General features: G+C 71.3%; 13 protein-coding genes. 11 read left to right on the top strand and 2 right to left on the bottom strand.

Going from position 1 to position 17,356, the window contains the following annotated elements:
• Window positions 1-39: 39 nt before the first annotated feature.
• Genes VKK44_RS16040 through VKK44_RS15990 form a run of 11 tightly spaced genes read left to right on the top strand, consistent with a single transcriptional unit; the run spans window position 40 to window position 13,924 of the window.
• Entirely contained in the window at window positions 40-1,230 is a 1,191-nt protein-coding gene (locus tag VKK44_RS16040; protein WP_343441901.1) for a sedoheptulose 7-phosphate cyclase, read from the top strand.
• On the top strand, window positions 1,230-1,595 hold the full coding sequence (locus VKK44_RS16035) for a cupin domain-containing protein (RefSeq protein ID WP_343441900.1): 366 nt from the start codon (window positions 1,230-1,232) through the stop codon (window positions 1,593-1,595). The genes VKK44_RS16040 and VKK44_RS16035 overlap by 1 nt, the downstream gene beginning before the upstream one ends.
• Window positions 1,592-2,893: an aspartate aminotransferase family protein gene (locus tag VKK44_RS16030; RefSeq protein ID WP_343441899.1), complete on the top strand. Its 1,302-nt coding sequence runs from the start codon at window positions 1,592-1,594 to the stop codon at window positions 2,891-2,893. The genes VKK44_RS16035 and VKK44_RS16030 overlap by 4 nt, the downstream gene beginning before the upstream one ends.
• Window positions 2,890-3,918 (top strand): ABC transporter ATP-binding protein, encoded by a 1,029-nt coding sequence (locus VKK44_RS16025; RefSeq protein ID WP_343441898.1) that lies wholly within the window; start codon window positions 2,890-2,892, stop codon window positions 3,916-3,918. Before VKK44_RS16030 ends, VKK44_RS16025 begins: the two co-directional genes overlap by 4 nt.
• Complete coding sequence (locus VKK44_RS16020; RefSeq protein WP_343441897.1) at window positions 3,915-4,718, top strand: ABC transporter permease; 804 nt, start codon at window positions 3,915-3,917, stop codon at window positions 4,716-4,718. Before VKK44_RS16025 ends, VKK44_RS16020 begins: the two co-directional genes overlap by 4 nt.
• Window positions 4,715-5,515 carry an ABC transporter permease gene (locus VKK44_RS16015; RefSeq protein ID WP_343441896.1) on the top strand — a complete coding sequence of 267 codons (801 nt, stop codon included), beginning with the start codon at window positions 4,715-4,717 and terminating at the stop codon, window positions 5,513-5,515. Before VKK44_RS16020 ends, VKK44_RS16015 begins: the two co-directional genes overlap by 4 nt.
• A gap of 16 nt (window positions 5,516-5,531) precedes the next feature.
• Window positions 5,532-7,631, top strand: coding sequence for a glycosyltransferase (locus VKK44_RS16010; protein ID WP_343441895.1), 2,100 nt, complete (start codon window positions 5,532-5,534; stop codon window positions 7,629-7,631).
• Entirely contained in the window at window positions 7,624-8,742 is a 1,119-nt protein-coding gene (locus VKK44_RS16005; protein WP_343441894.1) for a sugar phosphate nucleotidyltransferase, read from the top strand. Before VKK44_RS16010 ends, VKK44_RS16005 begins: the two co-directional genes overlap by 8 nt.
• A 48-nt stretch (window positions 8,743-8,790) precedes the next feature.
• The gene (locus VKK44_RS16000; protein ID WP_343441893.1) at window positions 8,791-10,407 is read left to right on the top strand and encodes an alpha-amylase family glycosyl hydrolase; all 1,617 of its coding nucleotides are present in this window, start codon (window positions 8,791-8,793) and stop codon (window positions 10,405-10,407) included.
• Window positions 10,404-12,410 (top strand): maltotransferase domain-containing protein, encoded by a 2,007-nt coding sequence (locus VKK44_RS15995; protein WP_343441892.1) that lies wholly within the window; start codon window positions 10,404-10,406, stop codon window positions 12,408-12,410. Before VKK44_RS16000 ends, VKK44_RS15995 begins: the two co-directional genes overlap by 4 nt.
• The gene (locus VKK44_RS15990; protein ID WP_343441891.1) at window positions 12,407-13,924 is read left to right on the top strand and encodes a GMC family oxidoreductase; all 1,518 of its coding nucleotides are present in this window, start codon (window positions 12,407-12,409) and stop codon (window positions 13,922-13,924) included. The genes VKK44_RS15995 and VKK44_RS15990 overlap by 4 nt, the downstream gene beginning before the upstream one ends.
• Window positions 13,925-13,968: 44 nt before the next feature.
• On the opposite strand, the gene VKK44_RS15985 is transcribed toward VKK44_RS15990, so the two are convergent.
• Window positions 13,969-15,156 (bottom strand): glycosyltransferase family 4 protein, encoded by a 1,188-nt coding sequence (locus VKK44_RS15985; protein ID WP_343441890.1) that lies wholly within the window; start codon window positions 15,154-15,156, stop codon window positions 13,969-13,971.
• Window positions 15,153-17,315: a glycogen/starch synthase gene (locus tag VKK44_RS15980; protein WP_343441889.1), complete on the bottom strand. Its 2,163-nt coding sequence runs from the start codon at window positions 17,313-17,315 to the stop codon at window positions 15,153-15,155. The genes VKK44_RS15985 and VKK44_RS15980 overlap by 4 nt, the downstream gene beginning before the upstream one ends.
• Window positions 17,316-17,356 lie beyond the last annotated feature (41 nt).

Genomic DNA, 17,356 nt, shown 5'->3' with positions numbered 1-17,356 from the left:
GGCCTCGACGACCATCACACGCAGAAACGGGGGACTACTGTGATCACGCTTGATCCGGCGGCGCGGGCCGAGGTCAACGCCGACTCCGGCGGCTTCGACGTACGAGGCGCAGACGGCACCTCGTACCGGGTGGACATCGACAGCGACGTCCTCTCACCGGCGAACCAGAAACTGGCCGGCTACTTCGGCGACCGGCGGGTGCTGGCCTTCGTCGGCCCCAACGTCGACCGGCTCTACGGTAGGCGCCTTCGGGCCTATCTCGACGCCCGCCTGCCACCGGACAGTTGGAGCGTGCACCGCATCCCGGCCGGGGAGAAACACAAGACGCTGGCGACGGTCGAGGAGATCTGCGCGACGGCGAAGGCGATGCGGCTGGACCGGCAGGGCGTGATGCTCGCGGTGGGTGGCGGCATCACCGCCGACCTCGTCGGGTTCGCCGCCTCGATGTACGCCCGCGGCGTCGACTACGTGAAGGTCAACACCACCCTGGTCGGGCAGGTGGACGTCGGCGTCGGCATCAAGACCGGTGTCAACGCGTACGGCGCGAAGAACATGCTCGGCACCTACCACCCGGCGCTCGGCTCGCTCAACGACCCGGGCTTCCTGCGGACCCTGCCCGACCGGGACGTGCGCTGCGGCCTCGGTGAGATCGTCAAGATGGCCGTCATCAAGGACCGCGCGCTCTTCGACCTGCTGGCCGCGCACCCGACCGTGTTCCGCGACGTCACGCCGGACCCGCACCTCGAGGACCGGGTACTGCGCACCGCGATGGAGCTGATGCTCGTCGAGCTGTGCGGCAACCTGCGGGAGCGCAGCCTGGCCCGGCTCGTGGACTTCGGCCACACCTTCGGCCCCGTCATCGAGGTCGCCAGTGGCCACCGGGTCGCCCACGGCGAGTCGGTCGCCATCGACATGGCGATCTCCAGCCACGTGGCCCGGCTGCTCGGCATCCTCGATCCGGCGTCCTGCCGGCGCGTCGTCGACCTGCTGCGGGTGCTCGGCCTGCCGGTCTTCGATCCCGAGACGTGCACGCCCGACCTCATGCTGGCGGCATTGCACTCCGCCTGGGAGCGCCGCGGCCGGCACGTGCACCTCGTCGTCCCCGACAGCGTCGGGTCGGCGGTCTTCGTGGACGACCTGAAGGCCCTTCCGGAGAGCCTGCTGACGGCCGCGCTGGACGCGCTCGCCGCCGACGCGGGGAACCGGCCGATGACAGGAGTGGTGATCTGATGAGCCTGCCGAACCTGGACCAGTTGATGCGGACGGTGGTCGCCGACCACGGCGGGGTCGGTGAGTTGCGGGCGCACCGGGCGTACGACCGGAGCACGGCCGTCGCGGGTGTCGCCTTCATCGATCTGGTCGTCGTGCCGCCAGGCAGCTCGATCGGCCTGCACCGGCACGGCGACGACCAGGAAACCTACGTGCTGCTGCGCGGGGAGGCGACCATGCACCGTGGTGGCGAGGAGTTCCGGGTCCGTGCCGGGGACGTGGTGGTGAACCCGCCGCACACCGTGCACGGTCTGCTCAACGACTCGCCGGCGGACGTCCACCTGCTGGTGTACGAGATCGCGCCGGTTGCCGGCGGGACGTCGTGACCGGGCCGCGGCAGCGGGATCTGCTGGCCCGTGAGGCCGTCCACCTGGCGCCCGGAGCGTCCGAGGAGTCCGCGCTCGGCGGACGGGTCTTCACCGACGGCGCCGGAACGGTGCTGACCGACGCCGACGGCAACGACTATCTGGACTTCGCGGCCGGCACGCTGACCCAGTCCCTCGGGCACTGCCATCCGGAGGTGGTGGCCGCCCTCACGGCCCAGGCCCAACGGCTCTGGAACGTGCACGACTTCGCCACCGCTGACCGCGCGGAGCTGTGTGAACTGCTCGCCGCCCTGCTACCGGCGGAACTCGACACCTACGCGTTCTTCTCCACCGGCGCGGAGGTGGTGGAGGCCGCGTTGCGGGTGGTCGCGGCCGTGGCGCCGGCCGGGCGCAACCGTGTCGGCGCCCTCCGGCACGGCTTCCACGGCAAGACGCAGGGCGCCCGGATGTTGGTGCACTGGGACATCGGCAACCAGTCGCTCGCCGGCAACAGCGTGCTCGGTTACTCGCCCTACTGCTACCGGTGCCCGCTGGACCTGGAGTACCCGAGCTGCGGGGTCCGCTGCGCGGACCTCGTCCGGCGGCACATCGCCGACAAGCCCAACATCTCGGCGCTGGTCTTCGAGCCGGTGCTCGGCGCTGCCGGAGTGATCGTCCCGCCGCCCGGGTACTGGGAGCGTATCGGTGACGCGTGCCGGGCCAACGGGGTGCTGCTCGTGGCCGACGAGGTGCTGACCGGCGGTGGGCGGACCGGCACGTTCCTCGCCAGTGAGGGCCTGGGCATCGAACCGGACCTGGTGACGATGGCCAAGGGAATGGCGTCCGGCTTCCCGTTCGCGGTGCTCGCCGGCCGTCACGAGGTGCTGCGGCAGCCGGAGACCGAACGGGCCGGCTCGACCGCCTCCACCTTCGCCAGCAACCCGCTGGGCATATCGGCGGCGCTGGCCACGCTCACCGTGCTGCGCCGGGATCGCCTCGTCGACCAGGTCCGCGTGCTCGGCGACGTCATGGCCGACCGGCTTGCCGTGCTGCACGAGCGGCACCCCGTCCTCGGTGACGTCCGCGGGCTCGGGCTGCTCTGGGGACTGGAGTTCGTCCGCGACCGGACCTCCCGCGTCGCGGATCCGCAGCTTGCCGGCAACGTCTACCGGCGGGCTCTCGACCTCGGTCTGCGGACCGCGCTCGGTGGGCACATCCTGCGGCTCGCGCCGCCGTTCACCCTCCGGCCGAGCGAGCTCGACCGGGGCCTGGACCTGCTCGACCAGGCCATCACGGAGGCGACGGAGGTCGGGTCGTGATCGTCGCCGACGACCTCACCAAGCACTTCAAGCGTTACCGGCGCGAACCCGGCCTGCGGGGGAGCCTGCGGACCCTGCTGACCCGCGAGTACGACCTCGTGCACGCCGTCGACGGCGTGTCGTTCGAGGTCGCGCAGGGGGTCAAGGTCGCGTACATCGGTGCCAACGGCGCCGGAAAGTCCACCACCATCAAGCTCCTGACCGGGATCATGCGGCCGACCGCCGGGCGGGCGCGGGTCCTCGGCCTCGACCCGCACCGCGAACGGATCAGGACCACGAAGCGGATCGGCGTCGTCTTCGGCCAGCGCAGTCAACTCTGGTGGGACCTCCCCGTGCTGGACTCGTTCCGCATCCTGCGCCACCTCTACGAGGTGCCGGCGCCGGTCTACGACCGGAACATGGCGCTGTTCCGCCGGATGCTGGACCTCGACGCGCTGGGCACGACACCGGTGCGTCAGCTCAGCCTCGGTCAGCGCATGCGCGCCGAGATCGCCGCCTGTCTCCTGCACGACCCGGCCGTGGTCTTCCTGGACGAGCCGACCATCGGCCTCGACCTCGTCCTCAAGCAGGCGGTGCGTGACCTCATCAACCACGTGAACGCCGAACTCGGCACGACCATCATGCTCACCAGCCACGACATCGGCGACATCACCGGCATCTGCGACCAGGCCCTCGTGGTGGACCGCGGCGTCATCCTCCACCAGGGCACGATGCGGGAACTGCTGCGATCCGTGGACACCCGGGCGGTGATCTTCGAGTACGCCGCCGGCACCGTGTCGGAGGCGGAGGCCGTCCGTCGCATCCACGCCGGGCTGCCGGAGGTGACCGCCGTGCCCGCCGAGGGCAGCCGGATCAGGGTCGAGTACCCCGTCCGGCACCTGTCCGCACGGCAGGTCATCGCCTTCCTGCTCGACGCGTTCGAACTGACCGACGTGCTGGTGCCCGACGCGGACCTGGAGACCCTGCTCCGCCGGATCTACGTCGAGGCGCGCGAGCAGCCGGCGGCCGTGGGGGGCGTCGGGTGAGACGAGCCACCCGGAAGTACCTGCCCCTCGCCCAGGCCGGGGTGCACGCGGTGCTGCAGTACCGGGCCACGCTCCTGCTCCAGGCGGTGACGGCGGCGACCGCCACCGCACTGCACGTCTTCCTGTGGCGGGCGGTCTACGCGGAGGCGTCCCGCCCGCCCGACATCCCGCTGAACAGCCTCACCACCTACCTCGTGCTGGCTCAGGTCCTCGCGCTGTTGCACGCCAACCGGGTCGACGAGATGGTGGCCGGCGAGGTCTACCGGGGCACGATCGCCGTGGCGCTGCTCCGGCCGGCGAACTACGCCCTCACCTGCCTCGTGGCCAACCTGCCCGCGGCGATCATCGCCGCCGCGCTGGCCGGCGGACCGGTGCTGTCCCTGTTCGCCGTTCTGACGCCACTGGACCGGCCCACCGTGCCGAACCTGCTGCTGTTCACCGTCGCGGCCACGCTCTCCGTGCTCCTCGCCTTCGAGGTCAATTTTCTCGTCGGGCTGGCGACGTTCGTGACCACCAACAGCTGGGGCATCCGGATGATCAAGAACGGGGTGGTGGCGTTCCTCGCCGGACAGGTGGTACCCCTGGGGCTGCTGCCCGCGGGCATCGCCCAGGTGGTCCGGCTCCTGCCGTTCCAGGGGCTCATCGACGGGCCGTTGCGTCTGCTGCTGGGCACCTACCGCGACGCGGCCGGTGCCGCGGCGATCCTCGGCGTACAGGCGATCTGGGTGCTCGTGCTGCTCGGCCTGAGCGTCCTGGCCTGGCGCGGCGCGCGACGTCGGATCGAGGTGATCGGCGGATGATCGCCGTGGTCCGCCGGTACCTCCGGCTCACCGTCCTGCTGTGCGGCGTCAGCATGCACCGGCTCACCGCGTACCGGATGGACTTCGCGGTCGGGGTGGCGAGCTTCGTGATCCGGGTCGGTGGTCAGATCGCCCTGATCGGTCTGGTCTACCGGTACGTGGACGACCTCGCCGGTTGGGGCTACCACCAGGCACTGTTCCTGCTCGGGTTCTCCCTGCTGTCCCGCGCGCTCGACCGGCTCTTCACCGACCAGTTGTGGATCCTCGCCTGGCAGCTCGTCCGCTCGGGCGAGTTCCACCGCTACCTGATCCGGCCGGTGAACCCGCTGTACCTGCTCCTGTCGGAGCGATTCATGTACCCGGAGGGCATCGGCGAGCTTGCCCTGGGCCTCGCGATCACCCTTGCCTCGGCCGGGGCGCTCGATCTGCACCTGGACGTGGCGCAGTGGCTGCTGTTCGTCCCGATGGTCGTCTGCGGCGCGGTGATCCATGCCTCGATCAAGACGCTCATCGCCTCGTGCTCGTTCTGGAGCGTCTCCAGCCTGCCGGTGCTGAGCGCGGTCCACCAGCTCGGCGAGTTCGGCTCGTACCCGCTGGGCCTCTACCATCCCGCGCTCCAGGCCGTGCTCACCTGGGTGCTGCCCTTCGCCTTCACCGCCTACATACCCGCCCGGTATCTGCTGTTCGGCGCGGTCGACGGCCTGATCTGGCTCCTACCGGTCACGGCGGTGGCCGCCGCCGTCGCGTACGGGGTGTTCCGGATCGGCGTCAACCGCTACGAGATGACGGGTAGTTGAGGAAGGAGACTCTGACATGCACGTCATCGAGACCTACTTCGAGTGCGGTGGCTTCGACCACCGGTTCGTCCAGGGTGGAACGTCGGTCTATCTGTGGAACCTGTCCCGCGCTCTCGTCCAGGCGGGCCATCGCGTCTCCATCGTCACGCCCGCCCACGGCCGGTTGGCCGACCTGCGGGACGTCGGCGAACTGCGGGAGCTTCCGTACCGCGACAGCTACGAACTTCCGCTGGTGCTCGACGCGCGGACCTGGCGGGACGGTTTTCCGGCCGAGACCACCGTGCCGTTGACCACCACCGCCCATCACCTCGCCCTGGACGGCGTCGACCTGTACTTCCTCTCCAACGAGATGCTGGACAGCCTGCCGGACCGCTTCTATCCGCCGTACCACAGCAAGGGGAAGGACCTGGTCTTCTTCAAGCCGTTGGCGTACCAGGTCGACAGCATCCGGTTCATCCGTCGGCACCTGAGCGGGGAACGGGCCGTCGTGCACGCCCATGAGCCCTACTACCACTACCTGATGCCGGCGGCATTCCGCGCGGACCCGGACAAGCGGGTGGTCAGCACGGTGCAGAGCAACATGCCCATCAACAAGTCGGAGTACCGACCGCTGGTACGCCGCCTGCTGGACTTCCTCGACGTCCCGACAGCACTTCCGCCACCCGATCCCGCACCCGAGCCGGCGCTGCTGCCCATGATCCAGTACCAGCAGCGCACCCACCTGCACTACGCGTATCCGGACGACCACGTCCGCATCTACGACCTGATCGTCGAGCACGCCGACCGCATCGACTTCCTCTCCCCGGGCCACCGGCGCTTCTACAGCGACTTCGCCGACACCCCGTTCGAGCAGGTGTTCGCCGCGCTGCCGGTGGCGCGAACCGTGCGCAGGCACGCCGCGAAGCAGGTCGTCGGCGGCTGCGCGATCGGCGAGGCGTGGACGGGTGACATGCCACCTGTCGACCGGGCGGCGGTGCTGGCCGGACTCGGCCTCGACCCGCGCCTGCCGACCTTCTTCCACAACGCCCGCTACGCCGTCCACCACAAGGGCCAGGTGGAGCTGGTCAGAGCGGTCGACCGCGCGTTGGGCGAGGGAACCGCGGCGAACTTCATCATCCGCTGCGTCAGTGACGCGGGGATCGACGACCCGCTGTTCCACGACGTCGTCGCCCGGCACCCCGGCCGCGTCTACCTGGAGTGGCGCCGGGTCGACCACGACACCATCCAGGCGTACGCGTCGTGCGCCGACTTCTGCCTCTTCCCGTCCAAGTTCGAGATGGACACGTTCCTGATCGCGATGGGCGAGGCGATGGCGTGCGGCGCGGTGCCGATCGCGACCGCCCAGGAGGGCACCGCGCACTTCGGTCACGTTCCCGATCCCCTGGCCGATCCGCTCCCGGCCGGCGCCACCGGCTTCGCCGTCAACCGTTCGTTCGCCGAGGACGACGAGCTGCTCGTCGCCGCCCTGACCGACCGCATCCACGCCGCCGTCCGGCTGCTGCGCGATGATCCGGAGCGTTACGCCCAGCTCTCGGCCAACGCGGTGGTGCGGGCCCGCTCCTTCACCTGGCAGCGGTGCGCCGACAACCACGCGGCCACCTTCGCCGGGCTCTGGGACGGGACGCCACCCGAGCTGTCGGTCGAACGGATGCTGGCGCACGGCTGGTTCGAGAGCCTTCCCCCGGCGGCCTGGTCCGACCATCGGGAGGCGATCGCGTCGGCCGCGCTCGGGCGTGGCGACGTCGAGGCGTTCCGGCGCTGTCAGCCGATCGACGCCGACGCGGCGCGCCAGCTCTTCGAGGCGGCCTGGGCGCGTGCCGACACCACTGCCTGCGCTCGGGCCGCGCAGGGCTTTCCGGAGCTGGAGAACCGATTGAGAAACCGGTACGAACTCACCGACGGGCGTCTGCGGCATCACCTGCCGCACGTGGTCCGCGCGGAACTGGTCCTGCCCGGCGACCCCGTCGACAGCCGCGCGCCGGCGACCGTCCTGCCGATGACCCGCGCCGCCGACGGTTTCGAGGTCCCGGTGCCGGAAGGCGCCGGCCGGCCGCTCCACGTGCTCCTCACCCTGCCCTCGGGACGCGCGGTCTGGGACGTGGTGGGCGATGAGTGACGGCGTGCGAGCGGTGCTGCTCGCCGGCGGGGAGGGACGCCGGATGGGACGCCTCGGAAGGGGGCGACTGAAACCGTTGATCCCGTTCGGCGGGTCCTGCCGGCTGATCGACTTCAGCCTCGCCAACGCCGCCGCCTCCGGCCTGCCCGTGGTGGTCCTGCTGTCGCAGTACGAGGAGCGCCAGCTCATGGACGACCTGCGCCGCACCTGGTGGCGCCCGGACTTCCGGGTCCATTTCGGCCGGTGGGACGCCTGGTACCAGGAGGGGATCCCCGGTCCGCTCCCGGCCTCCGACGAGCCGCCCGAGCGGGGTACGGCGGATGCCCTGATCCGGAAGGCCGAGTACATCTTCGGGCCGGATGTCCGGGACGTTCTCGTCCAGCACGCCGACCATGTCTACCGCTTCGACTACCGACCGATGATCGCCCGGCACCGGGCCAGCGGCGCGGCGCTCACCCTGGCCTACCAGCGGATCGACCCGCGCTACGTGCACCTGTTCGGGATGGTGGAGTTCGACCCCGAGGGCAGGCTCACGCGGTTCGTGGAGAAACCGAGCGTGGTCACCAGCGATCTGGTGTTCGCCGCGTTCTGCCTCTTCGACGCCGCCGTGCTGCACCGGTACCTCGAACAGCTCGACGGCACCGACTGGCAGTACGACATCAGCCGCGACGTGATCCCCGCGATGCTCGCGGCGGGGGAGGACATCCAGGGGTATCCGGTCGACGGGTACTGGGCGGACATCGGCACCGTCGAGCGCTACCACGGGGCCCACCTCGCGATGGTCGACCCGGGGCGGACGGACCGTCCCGACCTGACGTCCATGCCCCGCACCATCGCGGGTCCGGTGGCCCGCTCGCTGGTCCTGGACCGGGCCGGGGTATGCCGCAGTGTCGTCCCGGCCGACCTCGTCAACGGTGGGCTGATCGAGGAGAGCGTCGCCTTCCCCGGGGTGCGGGTGGGCGCCGGGGCGCACGTCACCCGGTCGGTGCTGCTGCCGGGCGCCCGGGTGGCGCCGGGCGCCCGACTGGACTCGGTCGTCGTCTGTGAGGACGGCTTCGTCCAGGCGGTCCCGGCACCTCAGGGGACCGGGGTGGTGCCCGGTGGGCGGTGACCCGGCCTTCGCTCCCGCGACCGGCGACCCGATCGCGGGCGGGACGCCATGACGCCCGACCCGACCGCGCTGCCCGACGACACCGTCGCGCGGCTCCGCCTGGATCCCGACCCGGGGCGCGGGTACCACCCGTCCCCCGTCGACTGGCGCGACGAGGTCGGGTACTCCATCCTGCTGGACCGTTTCGCGCACGCCCGGTTCCGGCTCGTCGCCGGTGACCCGGCCGGCGGCGACACCCGCCACGGCGGCAACCTTCCCGGCGTCACCGCGCGCTTGGACTACCTGCGTGACCTCGGGGTGACGGTGCTCCAGTTGTCGCCCGTCGCGCTGACCGAGCCGGCGGCGTACCACGGTTACGCTCCGCTGCACCTCACCCGCGTGGATCCGCACCTGGGCACCCTCGACGATCTCGTCGAACTGGTCGACCAGGCACACCGCCGGGGGATGCGTGTCCTCCTCGACCTCGTGCTCAACCACACGGCGCGGGTCTTCGACTATCCCGACGGCGACGACTTCAAGCCGGACCCGGCGCCGACCGTGCGGTGGACCAGGACGGTCGGGCCGCGGGAGTTCGCCGCGGCCGAACGGTTCACGCGCCGGGGGAACATCCGGGACTGGAAGCATCCCGAGCAGGCCGTCCGTGGCGACTTTCCGCCCGGGTACCGACGCCTGGCCAGCGAGGACCCGGAAACCGCCGAGCTGTTGACCACGGTGGCGCGGTGGTGGGTGCGGGTCACCGACATCGACGGGATCCGGGTGGACGCCATCCGGCACATGGACCCCGCATTCGTCGCCGTGTTCAGTGCCCGGCTCAAGCGGTACGCCGACCGCCTCGGCAAGCACAACTTCCTCATCCTCGGCGAGCACTCCAGCAGCGAGGACGCGTCCCTCGCCGAGTGCCTGCGCTCCGGTGTGGACACGGTGTACAACTATCCCGAGTACCGGCGGCAGAGCTGGGCGCTGCACGGCCGGGCGCCCACGACCGACCTGCGCCGCAGCTTCGACCTGGCCCGCAGCGCCCTGGGTGAGCGGGCTCACGACCGCACCGTGCGTTTCATCGACAACCACGACGTGTTCCGCTTCCTGCGTGACGGCGAGCCCGAGGGGCGGCTGCATGTCGCGCAGGCGTTCCTGCTCTTCTCGACCGGTATGCCGATGCTCTACTACGGCACGGAGCAGGGCTTCCGGCAGCCCACCGGTCGGCTGGAGCGCGAGTGCTCGGCGGACCGGGCGTCACCGCACAACCGGGAGGACATGTTCGGCGACGGCGCCTTCGTCTCGCCCAGCTCGGCGGGGGACCGCTTCGACACCACCAGCACGTGTTTCCGGTGGACCCGACGGCTGGTGGACGTGCGTCGCGACCACCCGGCCCTGCGGCGGGGGCGGCAGGCCCACCGCTTCGCCGACCCCGACGGTCCGGGCCTCTACGTCTTCAGCCGGTACACCGACACCGACGAGGTCCTGGTCGTGCTGAACACCGATGACCGGCCCCGCCGGCACACGGTGCCGGCCGGGCCGTTGCTCGCCGCGCAGCCGGCTCTCGTCGACGCGCTCGACCCCGGTCACCGGGTGGACGTCGGCGTGGCCGGGGTGCCCGTCGACGTTCCCGGTCACGGCGTGCGGGTCCTGGTCGCTCCGGACGCCGCAGCGGTGGACGTCCCATGAGGCCGGCCGGGTGCGGCCCACCGCGCCGGATCGTCGTCGAGGACGTCACCCCACTGGTGGGCGGCGGCCGGTACCCCGGCAAGACCGTTGTAGGCGAGCACCTGCCGGTACGGGCGACGGTCTGGGGGGAGGACCAGGTGCCCCTCTCGGTGGCGGTGCGCTGGACCGGCCCGGAGGGCGCGGCCCGTCTCGTCCCGATGACCGAGGACCGTCAGCGGCCCGATGTCTGGCTGTCCACGGTCGTGGCCGACGCGCCGGGGCACTGGACGCTGCGGGTGCTCGCCTGGGCGGACCCGTGGAAGCTGTGGCTGGCGGCGCTGACAGCCAAGGTGGCAGCCGGATGCCGGGCAGCCGACCTGGTCGACGAACTCCGGACGGGTGCCCGCCTGCTGGAACGCGCGGCGGGGGACGCCGCCACCGGGCCGGGCCGACTCGCCCGGTCCGCCGTGCGCGCGTTACGGGACCCGATGCTCGACCCGGGTCGGCAGGTGGAGACGGCGCGCGCCGTCGACGTCACGGCCCTGCCCGGCGCGGAGCTGCTGCGGCAGCACCTCGTCACCGGCGATCCGCTGCCGGTGTACGCCGACCGGCCCCGCGCCGCCCACGGGGCCTGGTACGAACTCTTTCCCCGCTCCACCGGCGGGACGGACGCGGCCGGCCGGCCGGTCCACGGCACGTTCGCCACCGCCGCCGCCGACCTGCCCCGGATCGCGGCCATGGGCTTCGACGTGGTCTACCTGACGCCGATCCATCCGGTCGGGCGGGTACGGCGGCTGGGTCGGTACGGCCACCCGGTCGCCGGCCCGGACGACCCGGGCTGTCCCTGGGCGATCGGCTCGGCCGACGGTGGCCACGACGCGGTGGAACCCCGGCTGGGCAACCTCGACGACTTTCGCGCCTATGTCCGGGCCGCTGGCGAGTCGGGCCTGGAGGTCGCGATGGATCTCGCGCTGCACTGCGCCCCCGACCACCCGTGGGTCGCGGCGCACCCCGAGTGGTTCACCGTCCGTTCCGACGGCACTGTCGCGTGCGCGACGAGCCCTCAGGCGGTGTGGAGCGACATCGTGCCGCTGAGCTTCGACCAGGATCCGGAGGGTCTGTACGCCGAGATCCGCCGGCTGGTGGCGCACTGGATCGGGTGCGGAGTCCGGATCTTCCGGGTCGACAGCCCGCACCACAAGCCGCCCGAATTCTGGCACCGGCTCATCTGGGACCTGAAGGGCGACCACCCGGACCTGCTCTTCCTCGCCGAGGCGTTCACCCGGCCCGCGATTCAACAGGGGCTGTCCAAGCTGGGCTTCAGTCAGACCTACACGTACTTCATGTGGCGCGACACCAAGGCGGAACTCACCAGCTTCGGTGCGGAACTCGTCCGTCACTCCGACTTCATGCGTCCCAACCTGTTCCCGACGAATCACGATGTCCTGCCCCGCGTCCTGCATCACCAGGGGCCGGCCATGTTCGCCATCCGGGCCGCGCTGGCAGCGACCCTGTCGCCCAGTTGGGGGGTGTACAGCGGGTACGAGATCTGCGAGAACGAGCCGGCCACCCCCGACGACCACCGCTGGCGCGACGCGGAGAAGTACACCCTGGTGGCGCGGGACTTCGCCGCCGCCCGGGTCGCGGGCTGGTCGCTGGAGGAGTGGATCGGCCGGCTCAACCGGATCCGCCGGGCCCACCCCGCGTTGCAGCAGCTACGGACGTTGCGTTTCCACGACATCGACGACGACCGTCTGATCGCCTACTCGAAGTCGGACCCGGCGACCGGGGACACGGTTCTGTGCGTGGTGACCCTCGATCCGTCCGAACCGCGCAGGGGCACGCTGACCCTGACTCCGGACGACCTCGGTGTCCCGACGACCGGCGTCCTCCTGCTCGACGAGGTGAGCGGCATGTCGGTGCGCTGGACCCCGCCGCTGAGCATCGCCCTCGACCCCCGCCGCGCGGTGGCCGCGATCTACCAGGTGCAGGCTTCGGCACCACCGAAGGAGGAACAACAATGAGTACGGAGATCAACGGCCTCGCCCCCGACGAGGGCACGGGGGGCGGATACGACGTCGTCATCCTGGGCGGAGGAGTGGCGGGTTGCGTGCTGGCGGACCGGCTCAGCGAGGACCCGGACCGCCGGGTGTGCCTCGTGGAGGCGGGACCCGACCACGGGCCCGAGCCGCAGGAGTGGCCGGAGCGGATCCGCAACGCCAGGGCGCTGCCCCGTGACGAGGTGTGGGAACGGCATGCCCCCGCGCACCGCGTCCGCGCCCGGGTTCTCGGTGGTTCGTCCTGTGTGAACGGCTGCTGGAACACGTGGGGCTCGGAGGCCGACCACGCCGAGTGGGTCGGTGCGGGCGGCCCGCGGTGGTCGGCGGCTGCGATGGCGCCGTTCCGCCGCCGGGCGGCGGACCGGATGCGGCTGCGCGCCGTGCCGGACCAGGAGCAGTCGGCGTGGAGCCGGGGTGCCATGGCCGCGGCACGGGAACTCGGTCATCCCGAGGTCGACATGAGCGCGCCGGGTGCGCCGGGATACGGGACGCCGCTGCTGAACGCGATCGACGGACTGCGCTGGAACGCCGCCTTCGCCTACCTGACCGATCGGCGGTCCCGGCCCAACCTGACGATTCTGGACAACGTCCTGGTGGACCGGCTGTCCGTTCGTGCGGGGCGGGTCCACGGTGTCGACGTCCTGCACGCCGGGGCCCGGCGGACGCTCGTCGCCGACACGTACGTGCTGGCGTGCGGCGCGTTCGGTTCGCCCGCGGTTCTCCTGCGCAGCGGCATCGGACCGGCCGAGCACCTGAAGTCGGTCGGGGTCGACCCGGAGATCGACCTGCCCGGGGTCGGGGGGAACCTGATCGACCAGCCGGGCGTCTTCATACCGCTGGCGCCGACGGCCGCGCTGAACGCCTCCCTGGCCGGGAAGGAGGCCGCCGGCGATCTCTACGTCAGCCGGATGCTGCTGCGCGTGGCCAGCCCCTGGTGTCAGGAGGGCGCCTGGGACCTGCACATCCTGCCGACCGCGGGACCACCGCTGTACGGCTCGCTGCCGCCCGGGCAGTACGAGGCCGGCATCTCGGCGTTCTTGATGAAGCCCGCCTCGCGAGGACGGGTCCGACTGCGCTCGGCCGGCCCCGAAGCGCCACTGGAGATCGAGCCGGCGTTCCTGTCGGACCCGCCGGGACGGGATCTCGCCGTCCTGCGGGCCGGGTTGGTCAGGGCCGAGGAGCTGGCGGCGTCGTCACCGCTGCGGGAGTTGGCGGCCCCGCTGCCCGGACAGCGGTTCAGTGCCCGGCCCGACGACGAGCTGCGGTCCCGGCTGGGCACGTACTGGCATCCGGTGGGAACCTGCGCGATGGGCGGCTCGGACGATCTCGACGCGGTGGTGGACGGGGAGGCGCGAGTACGCGGGGTGACGAACCTGCGGATCGTCGACGCCTCCATCCTGCCCACGCCGCCGGCGTCCAACACCCAGTTGCCCGTGCTCGCGCTCGCCGAGATGCTGGCCGAGTCGATGAGCGGGTGAGGGGATGCCCGGGTCCTGCACTCCGGCGGGGACCGGGCCGGTCGTCAACCTGCCGAGACGTCCCTGACGACCCGCTGGTACACCTCCGCGGTACGACGGGCGACGGCTAACCAGGAGAAGTCGGAGCCGAGCGTGGCGGAGGCGGCCTCGGACAGCCGGCGGGCGAGCGCCGGTCGCGCGAGCAGCCGATCGATCGCATCGGTCAGCGCCCGGACGTCCGAGGGCGGATAGGTGAGGGCCGTTTTCCCGTCTGTCACGTATTCCAGCAGCCCACCGGTCGCTGCGACGACCCGAGGCACGCCTGCCGCGGCAGCTTCGAGCGCCACCATGCCGAACGGCTCGTAGATGCTCGGTACGACCAGGGCGGTGGCGGCGCCCATGAGCGCCGCGAGTTCCGGATGCGGCAGGAACCCGGCGAACTCCACCGTATCGCCAAGCCCCAGCCGTGCCGCCTCGTCGGCGAGTTCCGCCCGCCGGGCGCCGTCGCCGGCCACCACCAGCCGGAGACCCGGGTGTCGATGCCGAAGCTCGGCGGTCGCCAGGAGGAGATCCGGAACTCCCTTCTCACGGGCCAGCCGGCCCGCGTACGTCAGCAGCGGCCCGCCCCGGCCGTACCGTCGCCGGGCGGTTTCGACCGCCGTCGCGTCCGGTCGCCAGCTCTCCCGGTCGACCCCGTTCGGCACCACCTCGACGTTGCTCCGCGGCACGTCGAACAGGTGCCCGGCCTCGCCCCGCATGTGCGCGGAGCAGACGATCACCCGGTGTGCCATGCCGAGCGTCCAGCTCTCGATCCGGTGGATCGTCCGGTTGAGGTCGTTGGCCAGTAGTCCGTGGTGCCGCCCCGCCTCGGTCGCGTGCAGGGTGACCACCAGCGGCGCGCGGGTGTGCCGGGTGAGACTGGCCGCGGCGTGCGCGACCAGCCAGTCGTGCGCGTGCACGACGTCGAACGGCCCCGTCAGCCCCAGCCCCGACCGGGTGAGCGCGTGGTTGAGCCCCAGCACCCACGGGACGAGATTCTCCTTGTCGAGCGCCGGAAGTGCCGGGTCGGGTCCGGAGCGGACGATCCGCACCTTCTCGTGGCGTTCCTCGGTGCGTGTCGCGCCGTCACCGCGGGTCAGCACGGTGACCTCATGGCCGGCTTCGGCGAGCGCGACGGACAGCGCGTGCACGTGCCGGCCGAGACCGCCGACCAGGAGGGGTGGGTACTCCCACGACAGCATCAGGATCCTCATCCGACCTCCCGCCGGCGGTCGGCGATCTCGACCGGTACCACGTCCCACGCGACCCGGCCCGTGGCGAGAGTCAGCAGCAGCACCAGCTCGTCGACGTCGAGCCCGTCCGGCAGGTCACCGACGAAGCGGCCACCCTGCGGCGTGAGCGGCCACGTGTACCGTCTGCCGCTGCCGGCCTCCGGCGCGACCTGGTAGGGCAGGACGAGGTCGACGCGGTCGGCGTGGGGGAGATGGTAGGTGACCCTCCGGCCCCGACCGGTCCGCTCGACCACGCAGCGCTCCCGGACGAGCCGCTGCCGCTCCTCACCGACGAGTTCCGCCAGCCGGGCGCACCTGTCGAAGTCGGCACGCCGGTACGCGGCGTCGAAGAGGCGGTTGACTGTCGACGCGTCGACCGGCGCGCACCGTCGGTAGACGTCGATGTCGCCCCGGGCCATCGCCTCCCCGGCGATCCGGTCGCGGTGCGTCTGCCACGCGTCGTCGCCCAGCCGGTCGAACCAGCCGTACTCGATGGCGAGTTCGTCGGGGTGGCGGGCTTCGACGCCCTGGGCCGCCTGCGCGAACCGGGTGAGGCGCTGTGCCGCGCACTCCTTCCACCTGAAGGTCCGGGCGAGTTCCCGTGCGTTCGTGGACAGCCGGGTGTAGGTGGGCCGGTCGTGCCGGAACACGTCCAGCGCCGCCCGGATACCCGCCGCCAGCTCGCGGGTCAGGTGATCGTCGTTGGCGCGGAACGAGCGGGCCACGGCGAATCCGGTAGCCGCCGGATGGGACCGGTCGAGCGCGTGGTGGTAGTGACTCAACGTCTCCTGCGCGGTGGCGAGGGGCACCGCTCCGCACGCCATCGCCTCGCCCATCGTGATGAGGAAGGCGTCGAGTTCGAACTTCGAGGGGAATACGCAGAAGTCGGACGCGGCGACCTGGTCGAAGAGGACCTCCTCGTCGACCATCTGCCATTCCAGGGCGATGTTCTCCGGGTACCGGTCGTGAATCTCCTGGAAACGCGCCGGGCCACCCGAGGGCTTGCCGTCGCCACCGCTGTTCACCGCACACCGGATGATGAAGTTGACGTCCCGGTCGGTCCGCAGCACGGCATCGACCGCCTCCATGAGCTCGACCTGGCCCTTGTGGTTGGGGTCCAGGCGCGCGGCGTGGTAGAAGGTGGGGCGCGCGGGATCGAGACCGAGCCCGGTGAGCGTCCGCCGCCGGTCGACGAGCGTCGGGTCGCGCTCCAGCCACCAGTTGGGCAGGGCGCACCCGCCGACGAGCTGCTTGTGGGCCGTCTCCTTGATGATGCGCGAGACCGTCAGTTGCTGGAAGCTGCGCTCGGACGGCGCATCCCGGAAGGTCGAGTAGTAGTGCTGCTGCCCGGTGGAGAGGAAGTCGATGACGTCGGTGTGCAGCGCGATCAGGGAGAAGTAGCAGGTGTAGTCGGGGCCGAATTCCTGCCGGCGGTGAGATCGGCGAAGGTGGTTTCCCATGGCGGTCGAGAGCGCGTCGTCGAGCGGCGGATCGGCGAGACGGTCGAGGTCGACATCCGTGGCGAACATTCGCAGCAGTCGTTCCAGGTTCGGCCGGTAGACCTTGTCGTTGATGGGTGCGTTCATCGCGATCGTGCTGACCATCGTCCGGCCGGGCTTTCCGCCGAGCACGGGCGGCAGGAGGTAGTGGAAGTACGGCTCGTAACCCTGGATGACGGCGGGTTCGTCGGCGAAGACGGACTGGATGAACCGGATCGCGTCGACCTGGAACACGAGTGGCTTGAAGTAGGCGAGATCCCTGCCTTCGAGCTCGTTCGCGGGGTAGAGCTGCTCCGGCAGCAGGTCCAGGTGCTCGTCGGAGAGGAAGTAGACGTCCACCCCGTCGCGCCGTAGCCGGAAGGCGCGGGTCGTCAGGGGCAGCGCGACCTCGGTGGGGTGGTCCGGCCAGATGCGCGGGTCCAGCAGCAACGGCATGACGTGCGTGTCCGCGTACGGCAGCTCCTCCAGCTCGTAGTGTGCGCGCAGGTAGTCGAGGCTGCCGTGTGCGGGGGTGACGATGGACACCCGGTGGCCCTGCTCGACGTATTCCCGGGCCAGGTGCCACACCAGGGTCGCCACGCCCCCGCGCATCAGCGACACGTCAAATGCCGCGCACTCGAACGCCACCTTGATGATGTGCACGATTGTCAGCGCTCCTTCGCCCGCCGGAGCCGTGTCCGGAC

Origin of the sequence: Micromonospora sp. DSM 45708, from assembly GCF_039566955.1 — a bacterium.
Taxonomy (GTDB): Bacteria; Actinomycetota; Actinomycetes; order Mycobacteriales; family Micromonosporaceae; genus Micromonospora.
The sequence above is the reverse complement of the archived record's forward strand: the minus strand, read 5'-3'. Positions and strand labels throughout refer to the sequence as shown.

Coding starts and splice junctions, on each gene's coding strand:
- VKK44_RS15995 (WP_343441892.1), top strand. CDS start 10,404: ATGAGGCCGGCCGGGTGCGGCCCACCGCGCCGGATCGTCGTCGAGGAC.
- VKK44_RS16015 (WP_343441896.1), top strand. CDS start 4,715: ATGATCGCCGTGGTCCGCCGGTACCTCCGGCTCACCGTCCTGCTGTGC.
- VKK44_RS15985 (WP_343441890.1), bottom strand. CDS start 15,156: ATGAGGATCCTGATGCTGTCGTGGGAGTACCCACCCCTCCTGGTCGGC.
- VKK44_RS15990 (WP_343441891.1), top strand. CDS start 12,407: ATGAGTACGGAGATCAACGGCCTCGCCCCCGACGAGGGCACGGGGGGC.
- VKK44_RS16000 (WP_343441893.1), top strand. CDS start 8,791: ATGACGCCCGACCCGACCGCGCTGCCCGACGACACCGTCGCGCGGCTC.
- VKK44_RS16035 (WP_343441900.1), top strand. CDS start 1,230: ATGAGCCTGCCGAACCTGGACCAGTTGATGCGGACGGTGGTCGCCGAC.
- VKK44_RS16005 (WP_343441894.1), top strand. CDS start 7,624: ATGAGTGACGGCGTGCGAGCGGTGCTGCTCGCCGGCGGGGAGGGACGC.
- VKK44_RS16010 (WP_343441895.1), top strand. CDS start 5,532: ATGCACGTCATCGAGACCTACTTCGAGTGCGGTGGCTTCGACCACCGG.